The 18221-nt window shown below is 71.8% G+C and carries 15 protein-coding genes; 5 read left to right on the forward strand and 10 right to left on the reverse strand.

Annotated elements, in window-relative coordinates; translation table 11 throughout:
- Window positions 1–368: 368 nt before the first annotated feature.
- Both ACIA8K_RS16855 and ACIA8K_RS16860 read right to left on the reverse strand, forming a co-directional pair.
- Window positions 369–1235, reverse strand: coding sequence for a sugar phosphate isomerase/epimerase family protein (locus tag ACIA8K_RS16855; protein WP_396059679.1), 867 nt, complete (start codon window positions 1233–1235; stop codon window positions 369–371).
- Between the two features lie 80 nt (window positions 1236–1315).
- Window positions 1316–1753 (reverse strand): hypothetical protein, encoded by a 438-nt coding sequence (locus tag ACIA8K_RS16860; RefSeq protein ID WP_396059681.1) that lies wholly within the window; start codon window positions 1751–1753, stop codon window positions 1316–1318.
- A gap of 97 nt (window positions 1754–1850) precedes the next feature.
- Here ACIA8K_RS16860 and ACIA8K_RS16865 point away from each other — a divergent pair, with 97 nt between their 5' ends.
- On the forward strand, window positions 1851–2822 hold the full coding sequence (locus tag ACIA8K_RS16865) for a helix-turn-helix transcriptional regulator (protein WP_396059683.1): 972 nt from the start codon (window positions 1851–1853) through the stop codon (window positions 2820–2822).
- A gap of 1101 nt (window positions 2823–3923) precedes the next feature.
- Here the strand turns inward: ACIA8K_RS16865 and ACIA8K_RS16870 are convergent.
- The 5 genes from ACIA8K_RS16870 to ACIA8K_RS16890 all read right to left on the reverse strand — a co-directional run bounded on the left by ACIA8K_RS16870 (window position 3924) and on the right by ACIA8K_RS16890 (window position 9081).
- Window positions 3924–4334, reverse strand: a complete 411-nt coding sequence (locus tag ACIA8K_RS16870) for a roadblock/LC7 domain-containing protein (RefSeq protein ID WP_396059685.1) — start codon at window positions 4332–4334, stop codon at window positions 3924–3926.
- A 53-nt stretch (window positions 4335–4387) separates the two neighbouring features.
- Window positions 4388–6727 (reverse strand): hypothetical protein, encoded by a 2340-nt coding sequence (locus ACIA8K_RS16875; RefSeq protein WP_396059686.1) that lies wholly within the window; start codon window positions 6725–6727, stop codon window positions 4388–4390.
- A gap of 241 nt (window positions 6728–6968) precedes the next feature.
- A complete protein-coding gene (locus tag ACIA8K_RS16880) occupies window positions 6969–7397 on the reverse strand; it encodes a hypothetical protein (RefSeq protein WP_396059688.1) in 429 nt (142 codons plus the stop codon).
- 109 nt (window positions 7398–7506) lie between these two features.
- On the reverse strand, window positions 7507–7881 hold the full coding sequence (locus tag ACIA8K_RS16885) for a hypothetical protein (RefSeq protein WP_396059690.1): 375 nt from the start codon (window positions 7879–7881) through the stop codon (window positions 7507–7509).
- A 372-nt stretch (window positions 7882–8253) separates the two neighbouring features.
- Window positions 8254–9081: an amidohydrolase family protein gene (locus tag ACIA8K_RS16890; protein WP_396059692.1), complete on the reverse strand. Its 828-nt coding sequence runs from the start codon at window positions 9079–9081 to the stop codon at window positions 8254–8256.
- A 236-nt stretch (window positions 9082–9317) separates the two neighbouring features.
- Between ACIA8K_RS16890 and ACIA8K_RS16895 the strand changes: the two genes are divergently transcribed.
- Window positions 9318–10190: a hypothetical protein gene (locus ACIA8K_RS16895; RefSeq protein WP_396059694.1), complete on the forward strand. Its 873-nt coding sequence runs from the start codon at window positions 9318–9320 to the stop codon at window positions 10188–10190.
- A gap of 158 nt (window positions 10191–10348) precedes the next feature.
- Here the strand turns inward: ACIA8K_RS16895 and ACIA8K_RS16900 are convergent, their stop codons facing one another.
- Window positions 10349–13522 carry a DUF4132 domain-containing protein gene (locus ACIA8K_RS16900; protein WP_396059696.1) on the reverse strand — a complete coding sequence of 1058 codons (3174 nt, stop codon included), beginning with the start codon at window positions 13520–13522 and terminating at the stop codon, window positions 10349–10351.
- 45 nt (window positions 13523–13567) lie between these two features.
- The gene (locus tag ACIA8K_RS16905) at window positions 13568–14710 is read right to left on the reverse strand and encodes a 12-oxophytodienoate reductase (RefSeq protein WP_396059698.1); all 1143 of its coding nucleotides are present in this window, start codon (window positions 14708–14710) and stop codon (window positions 13568–13570) included.
- A 137-nt stretch (window positions 14711–14847) separates the two neighbouring features.
- Between ACIA8K_RS16905 and ACIA8K_RS16910 the strand changes: the two genes are divergently transcribed.
- Both ACIA8K_RS16910 and ACIA8K_RS16915 read left to right on the forward strand, forming a co-directional pair.
- Window positions 14848–15240 carry a MerR family transcriptional regulator gene (locus tag ACIA8K_RS16910; protein WP_396059981.1) on the forward strand — a complete coding sequence of 131 codons (393 nt, stop codon included), beginning with the start codon at window positions 14848–14850 and terminating at the stop codon, window positions 15238–15240.
- Between the two features lie 19 nt (window positions 15241–15259).
- Window positions 15260–16129 (forward strand): fumarylacetoacetate hydrolase family protein, encoded by an 870-nt coding sequence (locus tag ACIA8K_RS16915; protein ID WP_396059700.1) that lies wholly within the window; start codon window positions 15260–15262, stop codon window positions 16127–16129.
- Between the two features lie 4 nt (window positions 16130–16133).
- Here ACIA8K_RS16915 and ACIA8K_RS16920 read toward each other — a convergent pair whose 3' ends face one another.
- Window positions 16134–16676, reverse strand: a complete 543-nt coding sequence (locus ACIA8K_RS16920) for a TetR/AcrR family transcriptional regulator (protein ID WP_396059702.1) — start codon at window positions 16674–16676, stop codon at window positions 16134–16136.
- A gap of 107 nt (window positions 16677–16783) precedes the next feature.
- Here ACIA8K_RS16920 and ACIA8K_RS16925 point away from each other — a divergent pair, with 107 nt between their 5' ends.
- Window positions 16784–18202 (forward strand): MFS transporter, encoded by a 1419-nt coding sequence (locus tag ACIA8K_RS16925; RefSeq protein ID WP_396059704.1) that lies wholly within the window; start codon window positions 16784–16786, stop codon window positions 18200–18202.
- Window positions 18203–18221 lie beyond the last annotated feature (19 nt).

An 18221-nucleotide genomic window follows, 5' to 3' on the forward strand; every position in this document is an offset into this window, starting at 1 on the left:
GGCCCTCCGCGAACCCGGCGCGCACATCGGCGGCAACGGGTCACCGCCGAGCGGCGCGCAGTGAGCCGGCGCCGGCACGACCGCCTCACTCGTGATTACCGGACGCTCCGACGAGCAGCCCGCGCAGGCCATCAGGCCCATACCGAAAAGCAACAGCACGCCCGTCCGCACCGGGCGGCAAAAGTTCACCACCGGTCGAGTGTGCGCCACTATCCGGAGTTTGGGCAGGTCAGAGCGGTTGAAAACCGACACTTTCGCACGGTCGGGTGACGCCCGCTCTGCACGTTGGGCGTTCCCGACGCTCACCCCCTTCCGGCACGCCTGCCCGGTCGTGGCCGGCCCGGTCGTGGCCGGCCCGCTTCAGCCGCTCACCCCTTGGCGCCGCAGTCGCGGAGGTAGTCCCGGGTCCGGGCCGCGATCTCGGCGTGTTTGCCGGGTCCCGGTGGCGGCTCGTGGGCGACCACCACGAACGCGTCCCGCCCGCGGGCACGCAGCGCGTCCAGGACCGGGGGCAGGTCGGGGAGTCCGCCGGGCGGTGGGCAGCAGATGCCACGCGCCACGGCCTGCGCGTACGGCAGCCGCTCCCGGTGGGCGAGGATCGTCTTCGTGGCGTCGACCTGTTTGACGTGCAGGAAGCCGACCCGGTCCGGGTGGTCGGCGATAAGTGCGACCGGATCGCCGCCGGCATAGGCGTGATGGCCGGTGTCCAGGCAGAGCCCGACATATGCCGGATCGGACTCGGCTAGGAACCGGGAGATCTGCGCACCCGTCTCCAGGAACGTGTCCGGGTGCGGCCGGAACCGCAGCGTCAGCCCGTACTCGCCGAGCATGTGTTTGCCCAGCTCGTTCGCGGTGCGGACAAGCACGTCCCAGTCGTCGCCGGTCAGCTCCTCCTCGTCCGGCAGCGGCATGAAGATCAGGTCGTGGGCACCGGTGGAGGCGGCCAGCTCGGCGGCGATCCGGGCGTGCGCGAGCGCGTCGCCGAACTCCCCGGCGCGGTGCAGGCCGCCGCAGCCCTGAACGGTGCCGGCGCAGACCCGCAGTCCCCGCCGTCCGAGTTCGTCGTTGAGCCGGGCCGGGTCGGTCGGCAGGTAGCCGTACGGCCCGAGCTCCAGCCAGGAGTAGCCGGCGCCGGCCAGTTCGTCGAGGAACCGCTCCCACGGCGGGTACGGCCCGCAGCCGGCCCACCGGACTCCCCACGAGCCGGGACAATTGCCCAGAATCAGGTTGACCACCGTGCACCTCCGACGCCCCTGCATCGTCGCAGCGAGCCACCTCGATGCAATAGCGCCAGACACGGTACGTCAAGAGTCAGTTACTTTATGCGCACAAACTGCATGATCCAGTTCGTTTCCCAGTTGCCGTCGCGGTCCGGATACGCCTGCTCCCAGCGCGCCGCGTCCGGCCCGAGCACGGTCCAGACGAACCGGCAGCGCACCCGCACACCGTCCACCTCATCCTCGCCGTAGAACACGCCGGTCCCGTCCTCCCCGAACCGCCCGGCCATCGGCGGGGACGGCCGGCCGGTGCGACTGTCCGCCCAGTGCAGCGTCCACTCGTCCCGCGCCGCGTCGTAGAGCCGCAGCGTCAAGCCCCGGAACCCCCGCGTCGAAAAGTCGATCTCATCGATGTTCGCCGCCCCGCCGAACAACTGCCGGCACTCCGCCGTCGACGGGAACTCCTCGTCCGCCCGCACGTTCGTCACCTGCCAGCGCCCGATCAGAAAGTCGAAACCATTCACCTGTGCGGTCATCGCCATCGCTCCATGCTGGAATCCGGAACCCGTCGCGGGCACGGTAGGCCGACTCCCCTGACAGAGACTGTCAGTGAAGACCGGCACAATCCGTCACATGCGCGCGAGCCGGCTGGTGTCCCTGCTGTTGCTGCTGCAGTCGCACGGCCGGATGACCGCCGAGCGACTCGCGGCCGAACTTCACGTCTCCGTCCGCACCGTCTACCGCGACGTCGACGCGCTCGCCGCCGCCGGCGTACCGCTCTACGGCGAGGCAGGCCACGACGGCGGATACCGCCTGGTCGACGGCTACCACACCCGGCTGACCGGCCTCACCGGCGACGAGGCGGAGGCGCTGTTCCTGACCGGCCTCCCCGGTCCCGCCGCCGACCTGGGCCTCGGCGCCGTGCTGGCCGCCGCCGAACTCAAACTGCGCGCCGCCCTCCCCGACGCCGCGCGGGACCGGGCCGACGCGCTGCGCCGCCGCTTCCACCTGGACCCCGCCGCCTGGTACGCCGACGGCCCACCACCCCCGGAACACCTGCCCGCCGTGGTCGCCGCGGTCTGGGCCCGGCACCCGCTGCGCCTCCGCTACCGCCGCTGGGCCGCCCCGCAAACCGTGATCCGTACCGTCCGCCCCTACGGCCTGGCCCTGAAGGCCGGCGCCTGGTACCTGGTCGCCGACACCGCCCGCGGCCTGCGCACCTACCGCGTCTCACAGATCAGCCGGGCGACCGCACTGACCGGCACGTTCGCCCCGCCCGCCGACTTCGACCTCGCCACCCACTGGCAGGACTACCTCACCGCGTTCGACGCCCGCCGGCACCGCGCCGAGGCCACCCTCCTGCTCACCCCCGAGATCATGCCCCGCCTCCCCGACCTGCTCGAACCGGCCGTCGCCCGCGCCGCCCACGCCACCGCCACCCCGCACCCGGACGGCCGCCTGCACGTCACCGTCCCGATCGAGTCGGACTCCCACGCCCGCGAAACGCTGCTGCCCCTCGGCGCCCACGCCGAGGTCCTCTCCCCCGCCACCCTCCGTCTCGCCATGGCCACCGAAGCATCCGCCCTGGCCCGCCGCTACTCCTGACACCCGGCACCGGCAAGCCACAGATCAACATTCAGATCGGCCCGCGCGTGGTCCGGCCCGCACGCTCCCGACTCTGTTCCCCATTCGGCAGCGGCGGAGAGACACCCCCACCTGCCCGCGGAGTCAGTTGCTCCTCCCCACCTCGCCCGCCGTCGTCTCGCGGGCAGCACGGGCACTCCGTGCCCGATATTTCGCGATATAGATGCCAGGCCGTCAGGACCGATCGCCTAGACGGCTCACCTGGTCTGCAGGGCTGCTCCAGCCTGTAACGACGAGATGGGCCGTTCTGGGGAGAAGTGCCAACGATGACGTCTCCAGGCCATGACGTGAAACGATCGCGGCGTTGAGGGCAGGAGCCGGCCGCGGCCGGCTCGGGCGGATGGCCCCACGGCGTGACTGCGGCTGTCGCTGTGGTCCCAGGTGTCAGGACCTGCTCCGGACGGCGTTGCACGGCTTGCGCACGTCCTCGTGCTGATATTTAGCGCACGCGGCCCTCGCCTTCTCCGCGTGAACCAGCCCAGCGGGCCGCCCACCGCCCATCGAATAGGCAACAGAGTCGGCAGCATACGGGCGAACCTCGCCGCCGCCCACCAAGACTCCGCCGGCGCTCAGCTTGCCGGGCGGCGCGGAGCCGGTGCCGCGCGGGGCGGGAAAGGCCACATGCGACCGCCGCCGCACCACCGGCACCCCGGCGGCGCAGGGCCCGTGCCTCGTCGAGTGCGCCCGCCGGGGTTCTGCCGGACCACAGCGGGTCAGACAGGAAGGAGCGCCAGCGACGACCGTTGCCCGCGGGAGCATGCGGGCCGCAACCACCCCGGGAGTGGGAAAGCAGCTTGTGCTCTTGCTTCCGGGTTTCGTTCGTGGTTTCTGCTCGGGTTCCCTATCGGGGTTTCCGCTGTTCGGGGCGCTGCGTCGGCAGGAGCGGCAGTGTGCCGGCAGCGGATCGCAGCCACACGGCAGTGACACGGCGGCGCGCACCTCCAGCAGTTCACCTGGTGACGACGGCGGGCGCCCGGCCGCGGGCCTGACGGAGGAAACCGGCGCGGGTGGCTCATCCGCCCGCACCGGTTTCACCCGCGGGCGGCTCCGGACCGGGACTGATCAGAGGTGGTTCTGCTGCATGGCCTGGTTGGTGAGCTGGCGGGCGAGGCGGGCGGCGACCGCACGGGCCTCGATGTGCAGGCGTGCGACGTTGAGGCCGTCGTCGCCGAGGACTGCCAGCAGGGCGAGGTCGCCGATCGCGTAGACCGCGAAGTAGCCGCCCTGGCTGCGTACCGTGCACTCGCTGAAGGAGCCCTGGTTGAGCGCGGCGCCGCAGGTGCGGCCGATGCCGTAAGCGGCGGCGGCCAGCGCGGCCAGGTCGTGCGGCTCCGCCTGGGTGATCAGGTCGTGCAGCACCAGCAGGCCGTCCACACCCGAGATGATGCTCCCCTTGACGCCGGTGACCTGGGTACGAAGGGAGGCCAGCTCGGTCCGTGCGGGCTGGTACGGGTCATGCGGTGCGGTGGTCATCGACACGATTTTCTCTCCGGCGGCAGGGGGCGGCGTGATGGGGCTTGCGGCGATCACAGATCTCGCAGCGCGGACATGATGCGGTCCAGGGCCGGCGAGTCGTTCGTGAACGGCTGATTCAGCAGACTGAGCAGCGACGGCACCTCACCGTCGTCGAGCTCGACCGGCAGATCCAGGCCCGGGTCGGGCTCCGGCACAGGTCCGGGCCGCACGGTACGGCGCGGCAGCAGCTCTCCCCCGTCATCGGCGGCCACAACCGTGAGCGTATCCCCGGACGGGGGGTCGACGTGGTCGGACGTGGGCATAGTCTCCCCAGGCCAGGGCGGTTCCGACTGGGTCGGAAGGTAGACGGGCGGCTCGCTGACCGGGAAGTCCACGTCCCGCGGGACATACCCGGGCCAGGCCGCATCCGGCTCCTGGTAACCGGGCAGATAACCGGCCTCCAGCACGGCTCGCGCAGCGACGTCCGCGGCGACGTTGGCGGCCTCGTCCTCAGCGGCCCACGCCTCAGCGTCCTCCGCGTCCTGCGCGGCAAGCGCAGCACCCGGGCGACGCGAGACGCCATAGGGGTTCCCGAACTGCCCGAGCGGCGGCGGGTACGCCACGGTCTCGTGCGGCGGGTCGTCGTCCTGGAGCGGCGTCGGGTCGTAGAAATTTTGGTAGTCGGCGTCGGGAGGGGTTTCCTGCCGGTGAGCGCCCTCGGCCGGCAGGTCGTAGGCGGCGTCGAACGGCGGATCGTAGATCGGCAGCAGCGGAACATCGGCCGTCGGCGGAACCTCGAAGTCCGGGGAGATGTGGCCGGGCGGGGTCTGCGGCGGCTCCAGGCCGGCACCGGACTCGGGCGCGGGGACGACGGGTGCGATGCCGACGGCGGGCGCGAGTGGCTCGAAGACGTCCTCCGGAGGCGGTTGCAGCCCGGCGATCGGCATGTCCAAATCGGAAATCTGCCGCTCGGGTACGGGCAACTCTTGGAATGCGTCGTCGAAGGGCGGAAAGTCGGGGGCGGGCTCGAAGAAGGGCGGAAGGTTGGTGACGGTCGGGTGCGGGAGCACGTCGGCCTCCGCGAGCGCTTCGGCCTCCGGGTCCCGGTCAGCCACTGAGTCCGGGACGACCACTGAATCCGGGACGACCACTGAATCCGGGACGACCACCGGGACCGCACCGGTCTCCGAGGCCGGGGCGGCTGTGGCGGAGGACTGTGGTTCGTCGAATGAGGGCGGCTCGACGGGCTGCTCGGGCTCGGTCATCTGTTGCGGCTCGCCGGACGGGCCGCGATCGCCGGACGGGCCGTGGTCGGCGAGCGGGGCGAATTCGGCGAGCTGGACGTGATCGACAGAGTTCTCGGGCTCGGCCTCGGCGTAGGGCTCGGGCTCGGCGTAGGGCTCGGGCTCGGGCTCGGGGAACGATTCTGGGTCGGACAGCTGCTCAGACTCCCGGTCCTGCTCCGGCTCCGGATTCGACTCAGACTCAAGCCTCGGCTCAGGCTCAGGGCCCGTCTCGGGCTCAAAGAGCGACCCAGACTCAGGGCCCAACTCAGACTCAAAGGGTGTCTGAAGCTCAAGGACCGACTCAGACTCAACCGGCGGCTCAGACTCAACCGGCAGCTCGGGATCGGCTGGATGCTCGGCTTCGGCAATCGGCGCCAAAGCCCCGGAAGATTCCTCCGCCGCGCCGTCAGCGGTCACCGCGGAGACCAAGAACGACTCAGGCCCCGCAACCGTCTCAGCCGACTCGATCGGCTCCAGCTCCGGCTCCAACTCCGGATCCGACCGCGGCTCCGCAACGGACTCCGCCGGGTCAGCCTCGACGACGGCCTCCGCCCCGACCAACTCCTCCGCGACCGGAGCCGTCACCCCTACCGGAGCCGTCACCACCACCGGAGCCGTCACCACCGGAGCCGTCACCACCACCGGGGCGATCAGCGGCGTCGACGGTGGCACCACGATTCCCTGCCCGCCCGGCGACGCCTCAAGCGCATACGGCCCGTCCCGGTACAGCAGCGCCGCCCGCCGGAACTCGTGCCGGGCCATCGCCAGGTTCGCGCCGGGCCGGTGCAACGTCAGGTGCACCACCTCCGCGCCGCGCCCCGGCCGTTCGACAAGGCGTAGCACGTGGAAGAAGTCCGTGCTGGTCAGCAGCACGTCGTCGATGTCGCCGCCCGCGGTCAGGCGCAGCAGTTCCCTCGCCGCCTGCACCATCACTACCGCGACGGTGGCCGTACCCTCGATGGGCTCGTCCGGACCGCCGGGTGTGGAGGACCAGGCCGGCACGCTGGAGCCCTCGGCCACGAGTGCGACCCGCCGGGCGCCGGGGATCTGCAGCGCGTCGGCGAGCGCGCGTATCGGGTGGTCGCCGAGCCCGCCCGAGTCGGCCGCAGCACCTGTCATCGCCATCGCCGTTCCGCGTCGATCGGCCGCGCCGAGCCACTGCCGGTCCTCACCGAGACCAGCACATTTCCATTCGCCGAGACCGGCACGTCATTCCCCCGCGTCCAGGCCCGGGGCGCGCGAGGGCGCCGGCCGTGCCGGATAAGTCCACAAGTCAAAGCGCCGGGGCCCGCGTACCGCCGCGAACCCCGGGGTGGTGAATTGAAGTACCCGCACCGGCCGGCCCGCGGGCCGGCCGGAACCCGGGTCAGGAGGCGGAGTTGTCCTCCACCTGCTTCATCACCATGCGGGCCTGGGCGAACAGCATGCCGATGTTGACCTGCCGGCGGCAGACGACGACGGCGACCAGGTCCTGGTTCGACGCGCTGCGCATGAACAGGTGGACCAGGTTGTCGCTGTTGATCAGGATCTCCTGGAAGTAGTGGCGGTCGGACTGCACGCCCCGCTGCTGCTTCCAGATGTCCTCGATCATCGTGACGTTGCGGCCCTGGAAGAGGTCGAACGTCGCGGCCGCCAGGAGGTCGAGGACCTCGGACGGGTGGTCGTCCAGGGTGTCCGCCACCAGGAGCATGCCTGTCGACATGTCTACCCAGCCCGAGGCGATGCACTCGGGGACCTGGCTCCGGAAGTCCCGGACCGTGTCGGTGACGATCTGGGACAGGCTGCGTTCTGCCACTGCTTTCCTTTGTTTGGCGCCACGGCATACCGCCGCGGTGTTCTGCTCCGCGACCGTGACGGGCCGCGCCCCTGAGCCGCCCGGCGGTTTCAGCGCGGGCGGTGCCGGGTCAGATCTCGAGCTCGGACTCGATGCGCTTGAGCTGGTGCCGGGCCATGCCCAGGTTGGCGCGGCTCTTGGCGAGCGCCAGGTACATGAACAGCGCCTCGCCCTGCCGGCGCGGCTGCAGCAGCCGGATCAGGTGGTACTGGCTGTCCAGGGTGATCAGAATGTCCTCGATGCCGTCCGGCAGGCCGAGCATCTCGAGCGTGCGCAGCTTGCTGCGGACCACGTCGGTGTTGCCGGCGGCGGCGATCGTGACGTCCATGCCCGGTCCGCCGCCCATCACGCCGAGCGTGAGGCCGCTTGTGTAGTCGACCAGCGCGACGCCGATGGCACCGTCGATGGCCATCGCGTCTTTGAGCGTGGTATCGATGTTTGCCACTTTTCCTCCGGTTGTTTCAGCGAACCGCTCGCCAGCCGGCGAATACGGAAGGTGGTTGGATCATGAGCGACCAGTGAAGCTTTGCACGGATCCAGTGAGATTCGGAAAGACGTCACGAGTTATGCCTGACCAGGCAAGGCGAAGATCGCCCGAATGACCCGGAGCAGAGCGGAACGGGTGGTTGCGCTATAGGCTCCGAGTTGGTAGCGACTACGGCGAGTAGCCTCCTTTGACACTCTTAGTCATCTCTCAACTCAACTTTGATTTAACACCACGAACCGCCTTACTGAGCGGTCCATCAGACAGATCGGGAAAAGCGCAAGCGCCGGAAATCGGCCGCCTGCCACCAAAGACGCCGGAACCCGACAAATGTCAGCGACCCGGGCGCGGAGAATCGAGGCGATACACCGCGCGCGCGTTCCTGTCGAACACCGCCTCGTGGTGCTGCTCGGGCACGAACCGCCGCACCAGGCCACGCCACTGCCGGTAGTCCGACGCCAGGTTCACCACCGGCCAGTCACTTCCGAACAGACAGCGCCCCGGCCCGAACAACGACAACGCCTCCGCCAGGTACGGCCGGATCAGCTCGACCGTCCAGCTGTCGAACGGCGCCTCCGTGACCAGCCCGGACAGCTTGCAGTAGACGTTCGGCAATTCCGCCAGCTCCGCGAGCCCGGCCCGCCACGCCGCCCGCCCCTCACCGGTGGCCACCGGCGGCTTCCCCAGGTGATCAAGCACGATCGTGGTGCCCGCACAGTCCCGGGCCAGCGTGACCAACTCACCGATCTGATGGTGCCGAATGCACGCGTCGAAGGTGAGCCCGGCCGCGCCGAGCGCATGCATCCCGTACCGGAATTGATCGCTCACCGCGAAGCCCGGGCTCTCATCCTGGATATTCCGGCGCACCCCGACCACGAACGGATCGGCCGCATAATCCTCCACAAGCGACAGATCCCCGGTCTCCAGCGGCGCGTAGGCGACAATTCCGCGTACCCGGGGATGAAGCGCCCGCACCCACTCCACCTCGTCCCGCGCCTGACCCACCGCACAGTCCGCCTGCACCATGATCAGTTCCGGCACCTCGCCCGCATCGTGCGCCAACTCCTCCGGCCCGTACCGCCGCTCAAGCGACGTCCCCGCCAACCAGGAATAGTCCAACTCCGCCGGATCCCAGAAGTGCACGTGCGTATCGATCGCCATCCCCGCACCCTCCCGAACAACCTCCCACCCCACAACCGGCGAACATCCATTTCCCAGTCGGTCTCACATCACCACCCGAGGCCTCCCGGCGACACCGGTCGGCCGCAGGCGGCCTCCCTGCCAGGTCCGTGGTCACACGACCAACCCACCCACTCCTGACCACGGCGGATTGAATCGACGGCCGAGGCGGCTCGCCAGCGCGTGGCGGGCGCTTGCCGGTCCCTATAGTTCGCTTCGTGGGTTACTGGGGAACTGTCGTGGTCGCGCGGCCGGACGGGCTGCTGACGGACGTGGGTGGACTTGGGTTCCGGCACCGGTGGTTGCGGGAGCTCGGCGGCGGGTGGCAGCTGCTGGAGACGTCCGGGTGGAACGACCCGCCGGACCTGTGTGCGGGTGCGCGAGGGCTGGCCGAGTGGACCGGGTGGCCGGCGCTCGCGATCTATGTCAGTGACGGCTCGTGCGCGGCCCTGTCCGCCTCGGTGCCGGGGCGGACGGGTGCGCTCACCCACCTGTGGGACACGGACGGGCCGTGCGGGACGGTCCAGCACGCGCCGGAGGGGCGGCCGGAGCCGGAGGGGCGCACGGTCGGCGCGGTCGCGGATGAGCTGCGGGAGTGGTCGGCCGCGGCCGGGCTGACGCCGGACGCGGCGCGGCTGCACGCGGTGATCGCCCAGGACGGGGACCGTACGGACGCGGATGATCTGGTGTTCGCGCTTGTCAAGGCGCTGGGTGTGGCACAGATCGGGCGCACGCTGGCCTGGTCGCTCGACATCGACGCGCGCCCGTTCCGGCTGATCACCGACGATACGTTCGGGCTCGGGCTGCAGGCCCGGACGCGCGCCCTGCACACGGACGCGCCGGAGGCCTGGGTGCCGGCCGTGACGGCGCTTGAGCGCGACCTGTGGGACGCGCTGTACCGCGCGGACACGGATCCGGGCGCGCTCGCCGGGCGGGTGCTCGACGTGCTCGGCCTCTACCAGGACCGCGACCCGGAGGCGGCCGGCGGCGGCGTGCTTGCCGAGCTGTTCCCGAGCCTGCTCGACGGCACGCTCAACCCGGACTCCCCCGGCACCGACCGCAGGTGGGCTGACGGCCGGGCGACGGTCTGACTGCTGTCCGTAACGTCTGCCGGGCCGGGGACGCGCCGGACGGCCGGCGCCGGGCCGGAAACGCACTCGTCAGCGACAGCGCTGCCGAGCGCTGCGGCACGGGCGCGGCGGTCGGCCCGGGACGCGGGCTGCGGCGGCCCGTCCTGCGGAAGAGCGCGTCAGCTGGCGTCCACCGCCTCGGTCAGGTCGCGGACCAGCTCGGAGAAGACGACCGGGTCGAGGTCGCCGAGCGTGTGACCCCAGCTCAGCGAGATGCGGTCAAGCGAGCTGTAGTCGTCGACCTCGGTGATCGAGAAGCCGGGGTTCAGGTCGATGCTCACCTCGACGCCGCCCGGCAGCGTGCCGTTGAACTCCCCGACAATGCCCGCGTCCTGCGCCGGGCCGCGGCGCCAGCGGCCGTGCTTCTCAAGCGCCAGCAGCCGCGGGATGTGGACGCCGGCGCCCTCCAGCCGGGTGAGCCGGGTCGCGCCTTCCTCCTCCGCCGTCCGGGTGAACGTGTCGCGGCCGAGCTGGGGGAACGGCTGGAGCAGCTCGTAGTCGGCGAACAGCTCCGCCCAGGCCGACAGCTCCCCGTGGGCCAGCCGCAGCGGGTGCGGGACGGTGACCGCGCCGGCCGGCGGCTTCACCCGCGCGTCGGCGGCGTCGGCGAACGTGCCGTCCTCGGCGATGCGGAACGTCACGCCGTCCGCGCTCCACAGCAGACGGCGGGCGACCCGGCCGACGAGCGGGTGCCCGGCCAGGTAGGTGTGGAACTCCTCAGTGGTCCACTCGCGGCCGTCGGCCATGGCCCGTTCGAGGCGGTCGATAACGTCGCGGGCGATCGGGCGGACCTCCTTCTTCACGGCCGCGAACCGCTTCGCCCCGGCCGGCGCCAGCTCGGGATCGTCCTTCGCGCCGGGCTTGGGCAGCGCCTTGAGCGTCCGGCCTGCCTCGTCCGTGACGTACGGCCGCAGCTGCTCGTCGAAGCGCGCGGTGAACCGGCGCGGGCCGTAGTCGATCGTGAGCGACCCGTCCGGCGCGAGGCCGAGATCCGGTACCAGCCGGTCGGCGAGCTGTTCCCCGGTCAGGCCGAGACCGGCGGCCACCTCGTCGATCTTCTGCCGGGCGGCGGACTTGAGCCCCTTGAACGTGCTGCGCTGCGCGACCCGGTGCAGCTGCTGGAGCGCGGCCTCGGTGCCGATCGCGGCCAGCGCGGACAGGCCCTCGACCGCGCGGGCGTGCCCGCCCTCGCCCGGCCACGCCAGGATGAACCGGGTGAAGGGCACCGTGATCGCGTCGTCGCCGGCCAGGCCGATCGCCGCCATGATCCACCCGTGCTTCGGGTCGGTGCCGGTCAGATACCAGCGGCGGAACAGATCCCACGCCCAGCGGGACAGGTCGGCGGGGTCGAGCGCGTCCTTCAGCACGGCGACGCCGGCGTACGGCTGTTCCAGCGTGCTCATCGCGAACACGGTGGCCAGGGCGGGCGTCGCCGCGCCGGGCAGCCGCCGGTCGCCGCCGCGCAGCAGGGGCGGCAGCACCGCGTCGGTCAGCTCGCGCGGCACCGCCGGGACGCGGGCCGGCAGGATCGTCAGCGGATCCGTGCCGAGCAGCGCGCCGATGCCCGCGGCCGCGTCGTCGCCGTAGTCGGCGGCGGCATCGTGGACGGTCCGCGCGTGTCCCGCCGCGGCGAGCGCGCGAAGTGCCGCCTCCGCCTCCCGGCGCGGGCGCCCGGCCGGGCCGAGTGCGGGCGGGATCAGGGCGCGGGCGGCCCGGGCGGGGTGCCGCAGCAGCCAGGCGCGGGCGGTGCCGCGAAGCGACTTCCGGTGGGCGAGCCACTCGGCGACGAGGACCGCGAGCTCCGGCGCGGCGTACGGAAGCATGGTGGCGGCGTGCGGGCCCGGCTCGCCGCGGACGACCTCGATCGCGGCCGGGAACGCGTCCACGCCGAACCGGGCGACCAGGCCGGGCAGGGAATGCTCGGCCTCGGAGCCGCTGTGGAAGCGGAAACCGGCCAGCAGCGGCCGCGCGAGTTCCTCCGGGCCGTAGAGGAACATCCGCACCTTGAGCCAGTTGCCCTGTCCCGCCCAGCCGTCGGCGTCCGCCTGCCAGTCGCGCTGCTGACCGCGCCCGTCGGGTAGCACCCGCTCACCCGGCCGCCAGTCGATCGTGGGCGGGTCGTCGCAGACCAGGCCCGGCACGACGACCGGTTTCACGGTCTTCCGCCGGACTGCCCACGGCGGCTCCGCGAGCAGGGGCGGCGGGTCGCCGCCGGGGACCGCGTCCAGCTCGGCGAGCACGGCCGCGACCAGGGGGTGGTCCGGAAGCGTGCACCGGGCGATGTCCGGATGGGCCAGGACGTGCTGCCGCAACAGCTCGCCGACGAACCGGTGATCGCCGCCGCCGGCCAGTACGCGGACGGCGCGCGCCGGGTACCGCTCCACCGCCACCGCGAGCCACTGCCGGGTGGCGCGGTCGGCGATCCGGTCACGCAGCACCGCCAGCGCGCCCTCGTACGGCAGGCCCGCCAGGTGCCGGTGCGCGTGGTCGGTCTCCGTGCGGGCGAACGCCGGCACCGCAGCCTCCCCGCCCGCCAGCGCGAACGTCGAGGCGAACCGCGGCAGGCCCCAGGAGACGGAGGACGCCGTGCCGACGCGCCGGAGCGTGGCCGGGTCGCCGCGCAGGGACGCCGCCAGCAGCGTCGCCGCGTCGGCGTCCAGGTCCCGCTCCGCGTCCTCTGCGGCCCAGGCGACCTGGTCCGGCGCGAGGAACGACGTCACCGCCCGGGCCGGCCACGGCGTCGCCGCACGCACCTCGCCCAGCGCGCCGACCGCCCGGCGGTACTCCTCCTCGGGCGCGCCGGCCAGGACGTCGCGCAGCCGCTCAAGCGTGCCGGACATCCGGGAGAAGTACGCCAGCCGGTCCGCGCGGGCCACGTGCGCCGGCGGCCGTGCATCATCGTCGTAGTCGCGCCCGCTGTGGTCCAGCCGCGCCAGCTCGGCGGCGGCGCGCACCGCGAAGTCGAGCCCGTGCGTGGTGATCCACGCGTCGGCCAGCCCGGCGTTCATCCGGCCGATGTCGTGCTGGTCGTCCCACTCCGAGGTCCAGAACGTCAGGTAGGCCCGGACCGCGGCGCCGAGTGGGCTGTCCGCCGGCGCAGAGACGATCTCCGGCGCCACGTCGTCCCGGCGGAGCACCCGCGCGACCTTGCCGGCGCGCGGCGCCAGCACCGCGGCCACGGTGGCGGCCGCATCCGGATCCAGCGCGACCGGCCCGGCCTCACCCCGCCAGGGCAGCGGCGGCGCCCAGTCGTCCCACCGCACCAGCTCGTTCTCGTCGCCGTCGACTCGCATCGCTAGAGGGTACGAGAGTCGATCACACGTGTGCCGCCTACCGTGTCAATAGATGGTGCCGAGCGCGGCCGGCGTGAACGCGATGATCTCGTTCTCCCGGCCGGCCGTCACCTTGGCCGCCCACTCCGGGTCCGCGATCAGCGGCCGGCCCACCGCGACGAGGTCGAACTCGTCGGATTCCAGGCGGTCGAGCAGCCCGTCGATGCCGGTGACGGCGACGTCGCCGCCGGCCAGGCTGTTCCAGAACTCGTCGGCCAGCCCGACCGAGCCGACAGTGATGACCGGCTTGCCGGACAGCTTCTTCGCCCAGCCGGCCAGGTTGAGGCCGGAGCCGTCGAAGGCCGGCTCCCAGTAGCGGCGGGTGGAGAGGTGGAAGAGGTCGGTGCCGGCGTCGGCGAGCGCACCGAGGGCGATGCCGAACTCGTCTGGCGTCTCCCAGTTGCGGGCGGTGAAGTTGTTGTTCTTCCACTGGGACAGCCGCATGCTGATCGGGAAGCCGGGCGAGACCGCGGCGCGGATCCCGGCGACGATCTCGGCGGCGAAGCGGGCGCGGGCGGCCACGTCACCGTTGTAGGCGTCGGTGCGGTGGTTGGTGCCGGGCCAGAAGAACTCGTCGATGAGATAGCCGTGGCCGGCGTTCAGCTCGACGCCGTCGAAGCCGAGCCGTTCCGCGGTGGCGGCGGACGTGGCGAACGCGCGGATCACGTCGTCGATGTCGGCAGGTGTCATCGTGTGCCCGACGCGCGGCACGATCTCGACAGGGGCGCCGGAGAAGTCGGTGGCGTAGTCCATCGGCACGCCGGACGGGCCGAACGCGGGCGCGTCCGGGTGCGGCTCGTCGCCGGCCTTGCGGAACATGCCGACGTGCTGGAGCTGCGCCCAGATCACACCCCCCTCCGCGTGTACGGCCTCGACCGCGCGGGACCAGCCGGCAAGCGGCGCGTCGCCGTAGATCCGGGAGCCGTTCTCCATGTTCCCGGCCGTGGGGTGGTCGATGTAGATGCTCTCCGTAATGACCAGGCCGACACCGGCGGCGGCGCGCCTGGCGTAGTAGGCGGCGAGGTCCCTGGGGGCGGTGCCGCCGGTCGAGCTGAACCGGGTCATCGGGGACATGACGATGCGGTTGGGGAGGGTGAGCCGGCCGATGGTGATCGGGCGGGAGAAGGCCTTTGCGGCGCGAGTTGTCATGGTCAATACGCTAGGATCTACCGTGCACGTCAGATTCAAGTCCCAGTTAGCCAGGTCACAGCACCCACCGGTCACACCAGCCATAGGTCACAGCACCCACAGGTCACAGCGAGCGGATCACCATGCACAAGACCAGCCTGAAGATCGGCGACCTCGCCGCACAGTCCGGCGTGAGCGTCAGGGCACTGCGGTACTACGAGGAGCAGGGGCTGCTCGGCTCCGAGCGCAGTTCCGGCGGCACGCGGTACTACCCGGAGAACGCGGTCGACCAGGTCTGGCTGATCCAGCAGCTCTACGCGTCCGGCCTGGCCAGCAAGTCGATCCTGAGCATCCTTCCGCACATCGAGACCGGGACCGTGACGCCGGAGATGATCGCGCTGCTGACCGGCGAGCGGGACCGTCTTGAGCAGCGGCTGGCCGACATGGCGCTGGTCCGGGACCGGCTGAACGCCGGCATCGACGCCGCGACGGCCGCAATGGAGAAGGGCCGGTCCTGCCGGCCGTCGCAGAGCGCGTGGAGCGACGCGTGACGAGCACGAGAGGCCACACATGCTGATCATCCGGTACGAGTCGGGCAGCGCCACCCACGTCGGCGTGGCGGAGGACGACGGCACCGTGCGCCGCCTCGGCGTACCCACGCTGGGTCTGCTTCTGGAACGGCCGGTGGACGAGATCCGTGCTTTCGTCACGCAGCAGTGGCCGGTCGAGGACGGCCCGGTGCGCCCGCTGCCGCCGGTGGACGGGCGGACCGAGGTGTGGGCCAGCGGCGTGACGTATGTCAGGTCGCGGGAGGCGCGGCGCGAGGAGAGCCAGGTCGCGGACGTGTATTCGCTTGTCTACGAGGCGGACCGGCCCGAGCTGTTCTTCAAGAGCGCGGCGTGGCGGGTGGTCGGCGACGGTGAGCCGATCGGCGTCCGGCCGGACTCCACGGTGGACGTTCCCGAACCGGAGCTGGCGCTGGTGCTCAACGCGCACGCGGAGACGGTCGGCTACACGGTCTGCGACGACGTGTCGTCCCGGTCGATCGAGGGCGAGAACCCGCTGTACCTGCCGCAGGCGAAGGTCTACGCGGGCGCGTGCGCGGTCGGCCCCGGCATCCGGCCCGCCTGGGAGCTGCCTGATCCGGCCGCGCTCGGCATCACGCTGTCGATCCGGCGCGGCGCGGGCGTGGTCTTCACAGGCGAGACCTCCACGTCGCTGCTGCACCGGCCGCTCGACGAGCTGGTCGAGCACCTGTTCCGCTGCGCGCACTTCCCGGAGGGGGCGGTGCTGTCCACAGGTACCGGGCTGGTGCCGGGCCTGGACTTCACGCTCGCCGAGGGTGACGAGGTGGAGATCGGCATCGAGGGGATCGGCACGCTCACCAACCCGGTCACGGCCGCGCTGCCCGCCTCGTTCGCCTGGCTCGCCGGACGCTGACCGCCTATGCGCGGGCGCCCGCAAGCGCCATCGTCAGGACGCGTTCGCGCTGGGCGTCGTCCACGTAGGAGCCGCCGGTGATGCCGCTTACCATGCGCAGCACGTCGTCGAAGCTGGCGTCCGCGCGCACCACGCCCGCGGCCTGCGCGCGGTCGAAGAGCGGCTGTCCGGCGGCGTACATGTCGGCGCGGCAGTTCATGAACATGGCGGACTCCATGTTCAGCGCCTCCTTGATCGCGCGCTTGGTGGCGGCGTAGCCGACGAACGCGCGGAGCCAGGTCTGCAGCGCCTCCCACGGCGGGCGGGCGGCGACCTCGTCCGCGAGCCGGCAGAGCTGTTCGACCTCGCCGACGTACACCGCCTCGAACAGGTCCTGGCGGGCCGGGAAGTTGCGGTAGAGCGTGCCGATGCCGACGCCGGCCGTACGCGCGATCTCCTCGAGCGACGCCTCGGTCCCCTTGACCGCGAAGACCTCACGCGCGGCGCGCAGCAGCGCGTCGTAGTTGCGCCGGGCGTCCGCCCGCTGCGGCCTTGTTCGCTCCGTCACGACACCCCTCCCGAGGACCAGGTTGATACCGGAGGCACCCCTCCGCTAAGGTGGAGGAGTGCCTCCACTTTAACAGGCACGTCGCTGTCTTCCGAAGGGCCCGCCTTATGGCAATCACCTCCTCCGGGCGCGTATTCGCGATCCTCGCCTCCGCGGCCGCCACGGTCTCGCTGATGCAGTCGCTGATCACACCGGTCCTGCCCACCATCCAGCGCGACCTGCACACCGACGGCAGCACCGTCACCTGGGTGTTCACCATCTGGCTGCTCGCCGCCGCGGTGGCCACGCCACTGCTCGGGCGCGTCGGCGACCTGATCGGCAAGCGCCGCGTGCTTGTCGGCGCGCTGATCGCGCTCGCCGCCGGCTGCCTGCTGGCCGCGCTCGCGCCCACAATCGGCGTACTGATCGCCGCCCGTGTACTGCAGGGCCTCGGCGGCGCGGTCTTCCCGCTCGCGTTCGGCATCATCCGCGACGAGTTCCCGCCGGCCCGGGTCGCGTCCGCGGTCGGTGGCATGTCCGCGGTCATCGCGGCCGGCGGCGGCATCGGCATCGTGCTGGCCGGGCCGGTGGTGAGCGCGCTCGACTGGCGCTGGCTGTTCTGGCTGCCGCTCGTCGCCGCGCTGCTTGTCGCCGCCGCCGCGCACCGCTTCGTGCCGGAGTCCCCGATCCGTACCCCCGGGAAGGTGAACTGGCTCGCCGCCGCCCTGATGTCGTCGTGGCTGGTCGCGCTGCTGCTGCCGCTCTCCAAGGCGCCGCTCTGGGGTTGGGGCTCGTTCCGGGTCGTCGGCCTGCTGACCGCGGCCGCCGTGCTGCTCGCCGCGTGGATCACCTATGAGTACCGCTCGGCGAACCCGCTGATCGACATGCGCATGCTGCGCCTCCCCGCCGTCTGGACGACGAACCTGGTGGCGCTGCTGTTCGGCGCCGGCATGTTCGCCTGCTACGCGTTCCTGCCGCAGCTGATCCAGACCCCCACCGCCGCGGGGTACGGGTTCGGCGCCAGCCTGACCACCACCGGCCTGCTCATGCTGCCGATGCTTGTGGCGATGGCCGCGGCCGGCTCACTCAGCGGCCCGCTCAGCACTCGCCTGTCCGGCAAGGCACAGCTGGTCATCGGCGCCGCACTGGTCGCGGTCGCGAACGCCACGATCGCGCTCTTCCACGACGCGGCCTGGCAGGTCTCCACCGCGGGCGCGGTGTTCGGCCTGGGCCTCGGCCTGTCCTTCGCCGCGATGATCAACCTGATCGTGAACGCGGTGCCGCGCTCCCAGACCGGCGCGGCAAGCGGCATGAACACGAACATCCGCACCATCGGCGCGTCGATCGGGACCGCTGTCGTCTCCGCGATCGTCACCACGCACGTGCAGCCGAGCGGCCTGCCCTACGAGTCCGGCTACACCAACGCGTTCTGGCTGATGACCGCGCTCGCCACCACTGCCGTGGCGCTCTCCCTCCTCGTCCCCGCCGTCCGCCCGCACCGCACCCCGGCCCCGGCCGCCGAGGAGGCCGCCCTGGTCGAGGCCTGACGGTCCGGCCCGCCCACCA

The organism is Catenuloplanes sp. NPDC051500, from assembly GCF_044454585.1.
Classification (GTDB): Bacteria; Actinomycetota; Actinomycetes; order Mycobacteriales; family Micromonosporaceae; genus Catenuloplanes.

Excerpts from the sequence above, each read along its gene's own strand:
- ACIA8K_RS16905 (WP_396059698.1), bottom strand. The coding sequence starts at position 14,710 with ATGACAACTCGCGCCGCAAAGGCCTTCTCCCGCCCGATCACCATCGGC.
- ACIA8K_RS16900 (WP_396059696.1), bottom strand. The coding sequence starts at position 13,522 with ATGCGAGTCGACGGCGACGAGAACGAGCTGGTGCGGTGGGACGACTGG.
- ACIA8K_RS16860 (WP_396059681.1), bottom strand. The coding sequence starts at position 1,753 with ATGACCGCACAGGTGAATGGTTTCGACTTTCTGATCGGGCGCTGGCAG.
- ACIA8K_RS16875 (WP_396059686.1), bottom strand. The coding sequence starts at position 6,727 with ATGGCGATGACAGGTGCTGCGGCCGACTCGGGCGGGCTCGGCGACCAC.
- ACIA8K_RS16925 (WP_396059704.1), top strand. The coding sequence starts at position 16,784 with ATGGCAATCACCTCCTCCGGGCGCGTATTCGCGATCCTCGCCTCCGCG.
- ACIA8K_RS16870 (WP_396059685.1), bottom strand. The coding sequence starts at position 4,334 with ATGACCACCGCACCGCATGACCCGTACCAGCCCGCACGGACCGAGCTG.
- ACIA8K_RS16915 (WP_396059700.1), top strand. The coding sequence starts at position 15,260 with ATGCTGATCATCCGGTACGAGTCGGGCAGCGCCACCCACGTCGGCGTG.
- ACIA8K_RS16890 (WP_396059692.1), bottom strand. The coding sequence starts at position 9,081 with ATGGCGATCGATACGCACGTGCACTTCTGGGATCCGGCGGAGTTGGAC.
- ACIA8K_RS16865 (WP_396059683.1), top strand. The coding sequence starts at position 1,851 with ATGCGCGCGAGCCGGCTGGTGTCCCTGCTGTTGCTGCTGCAGTCGCAC.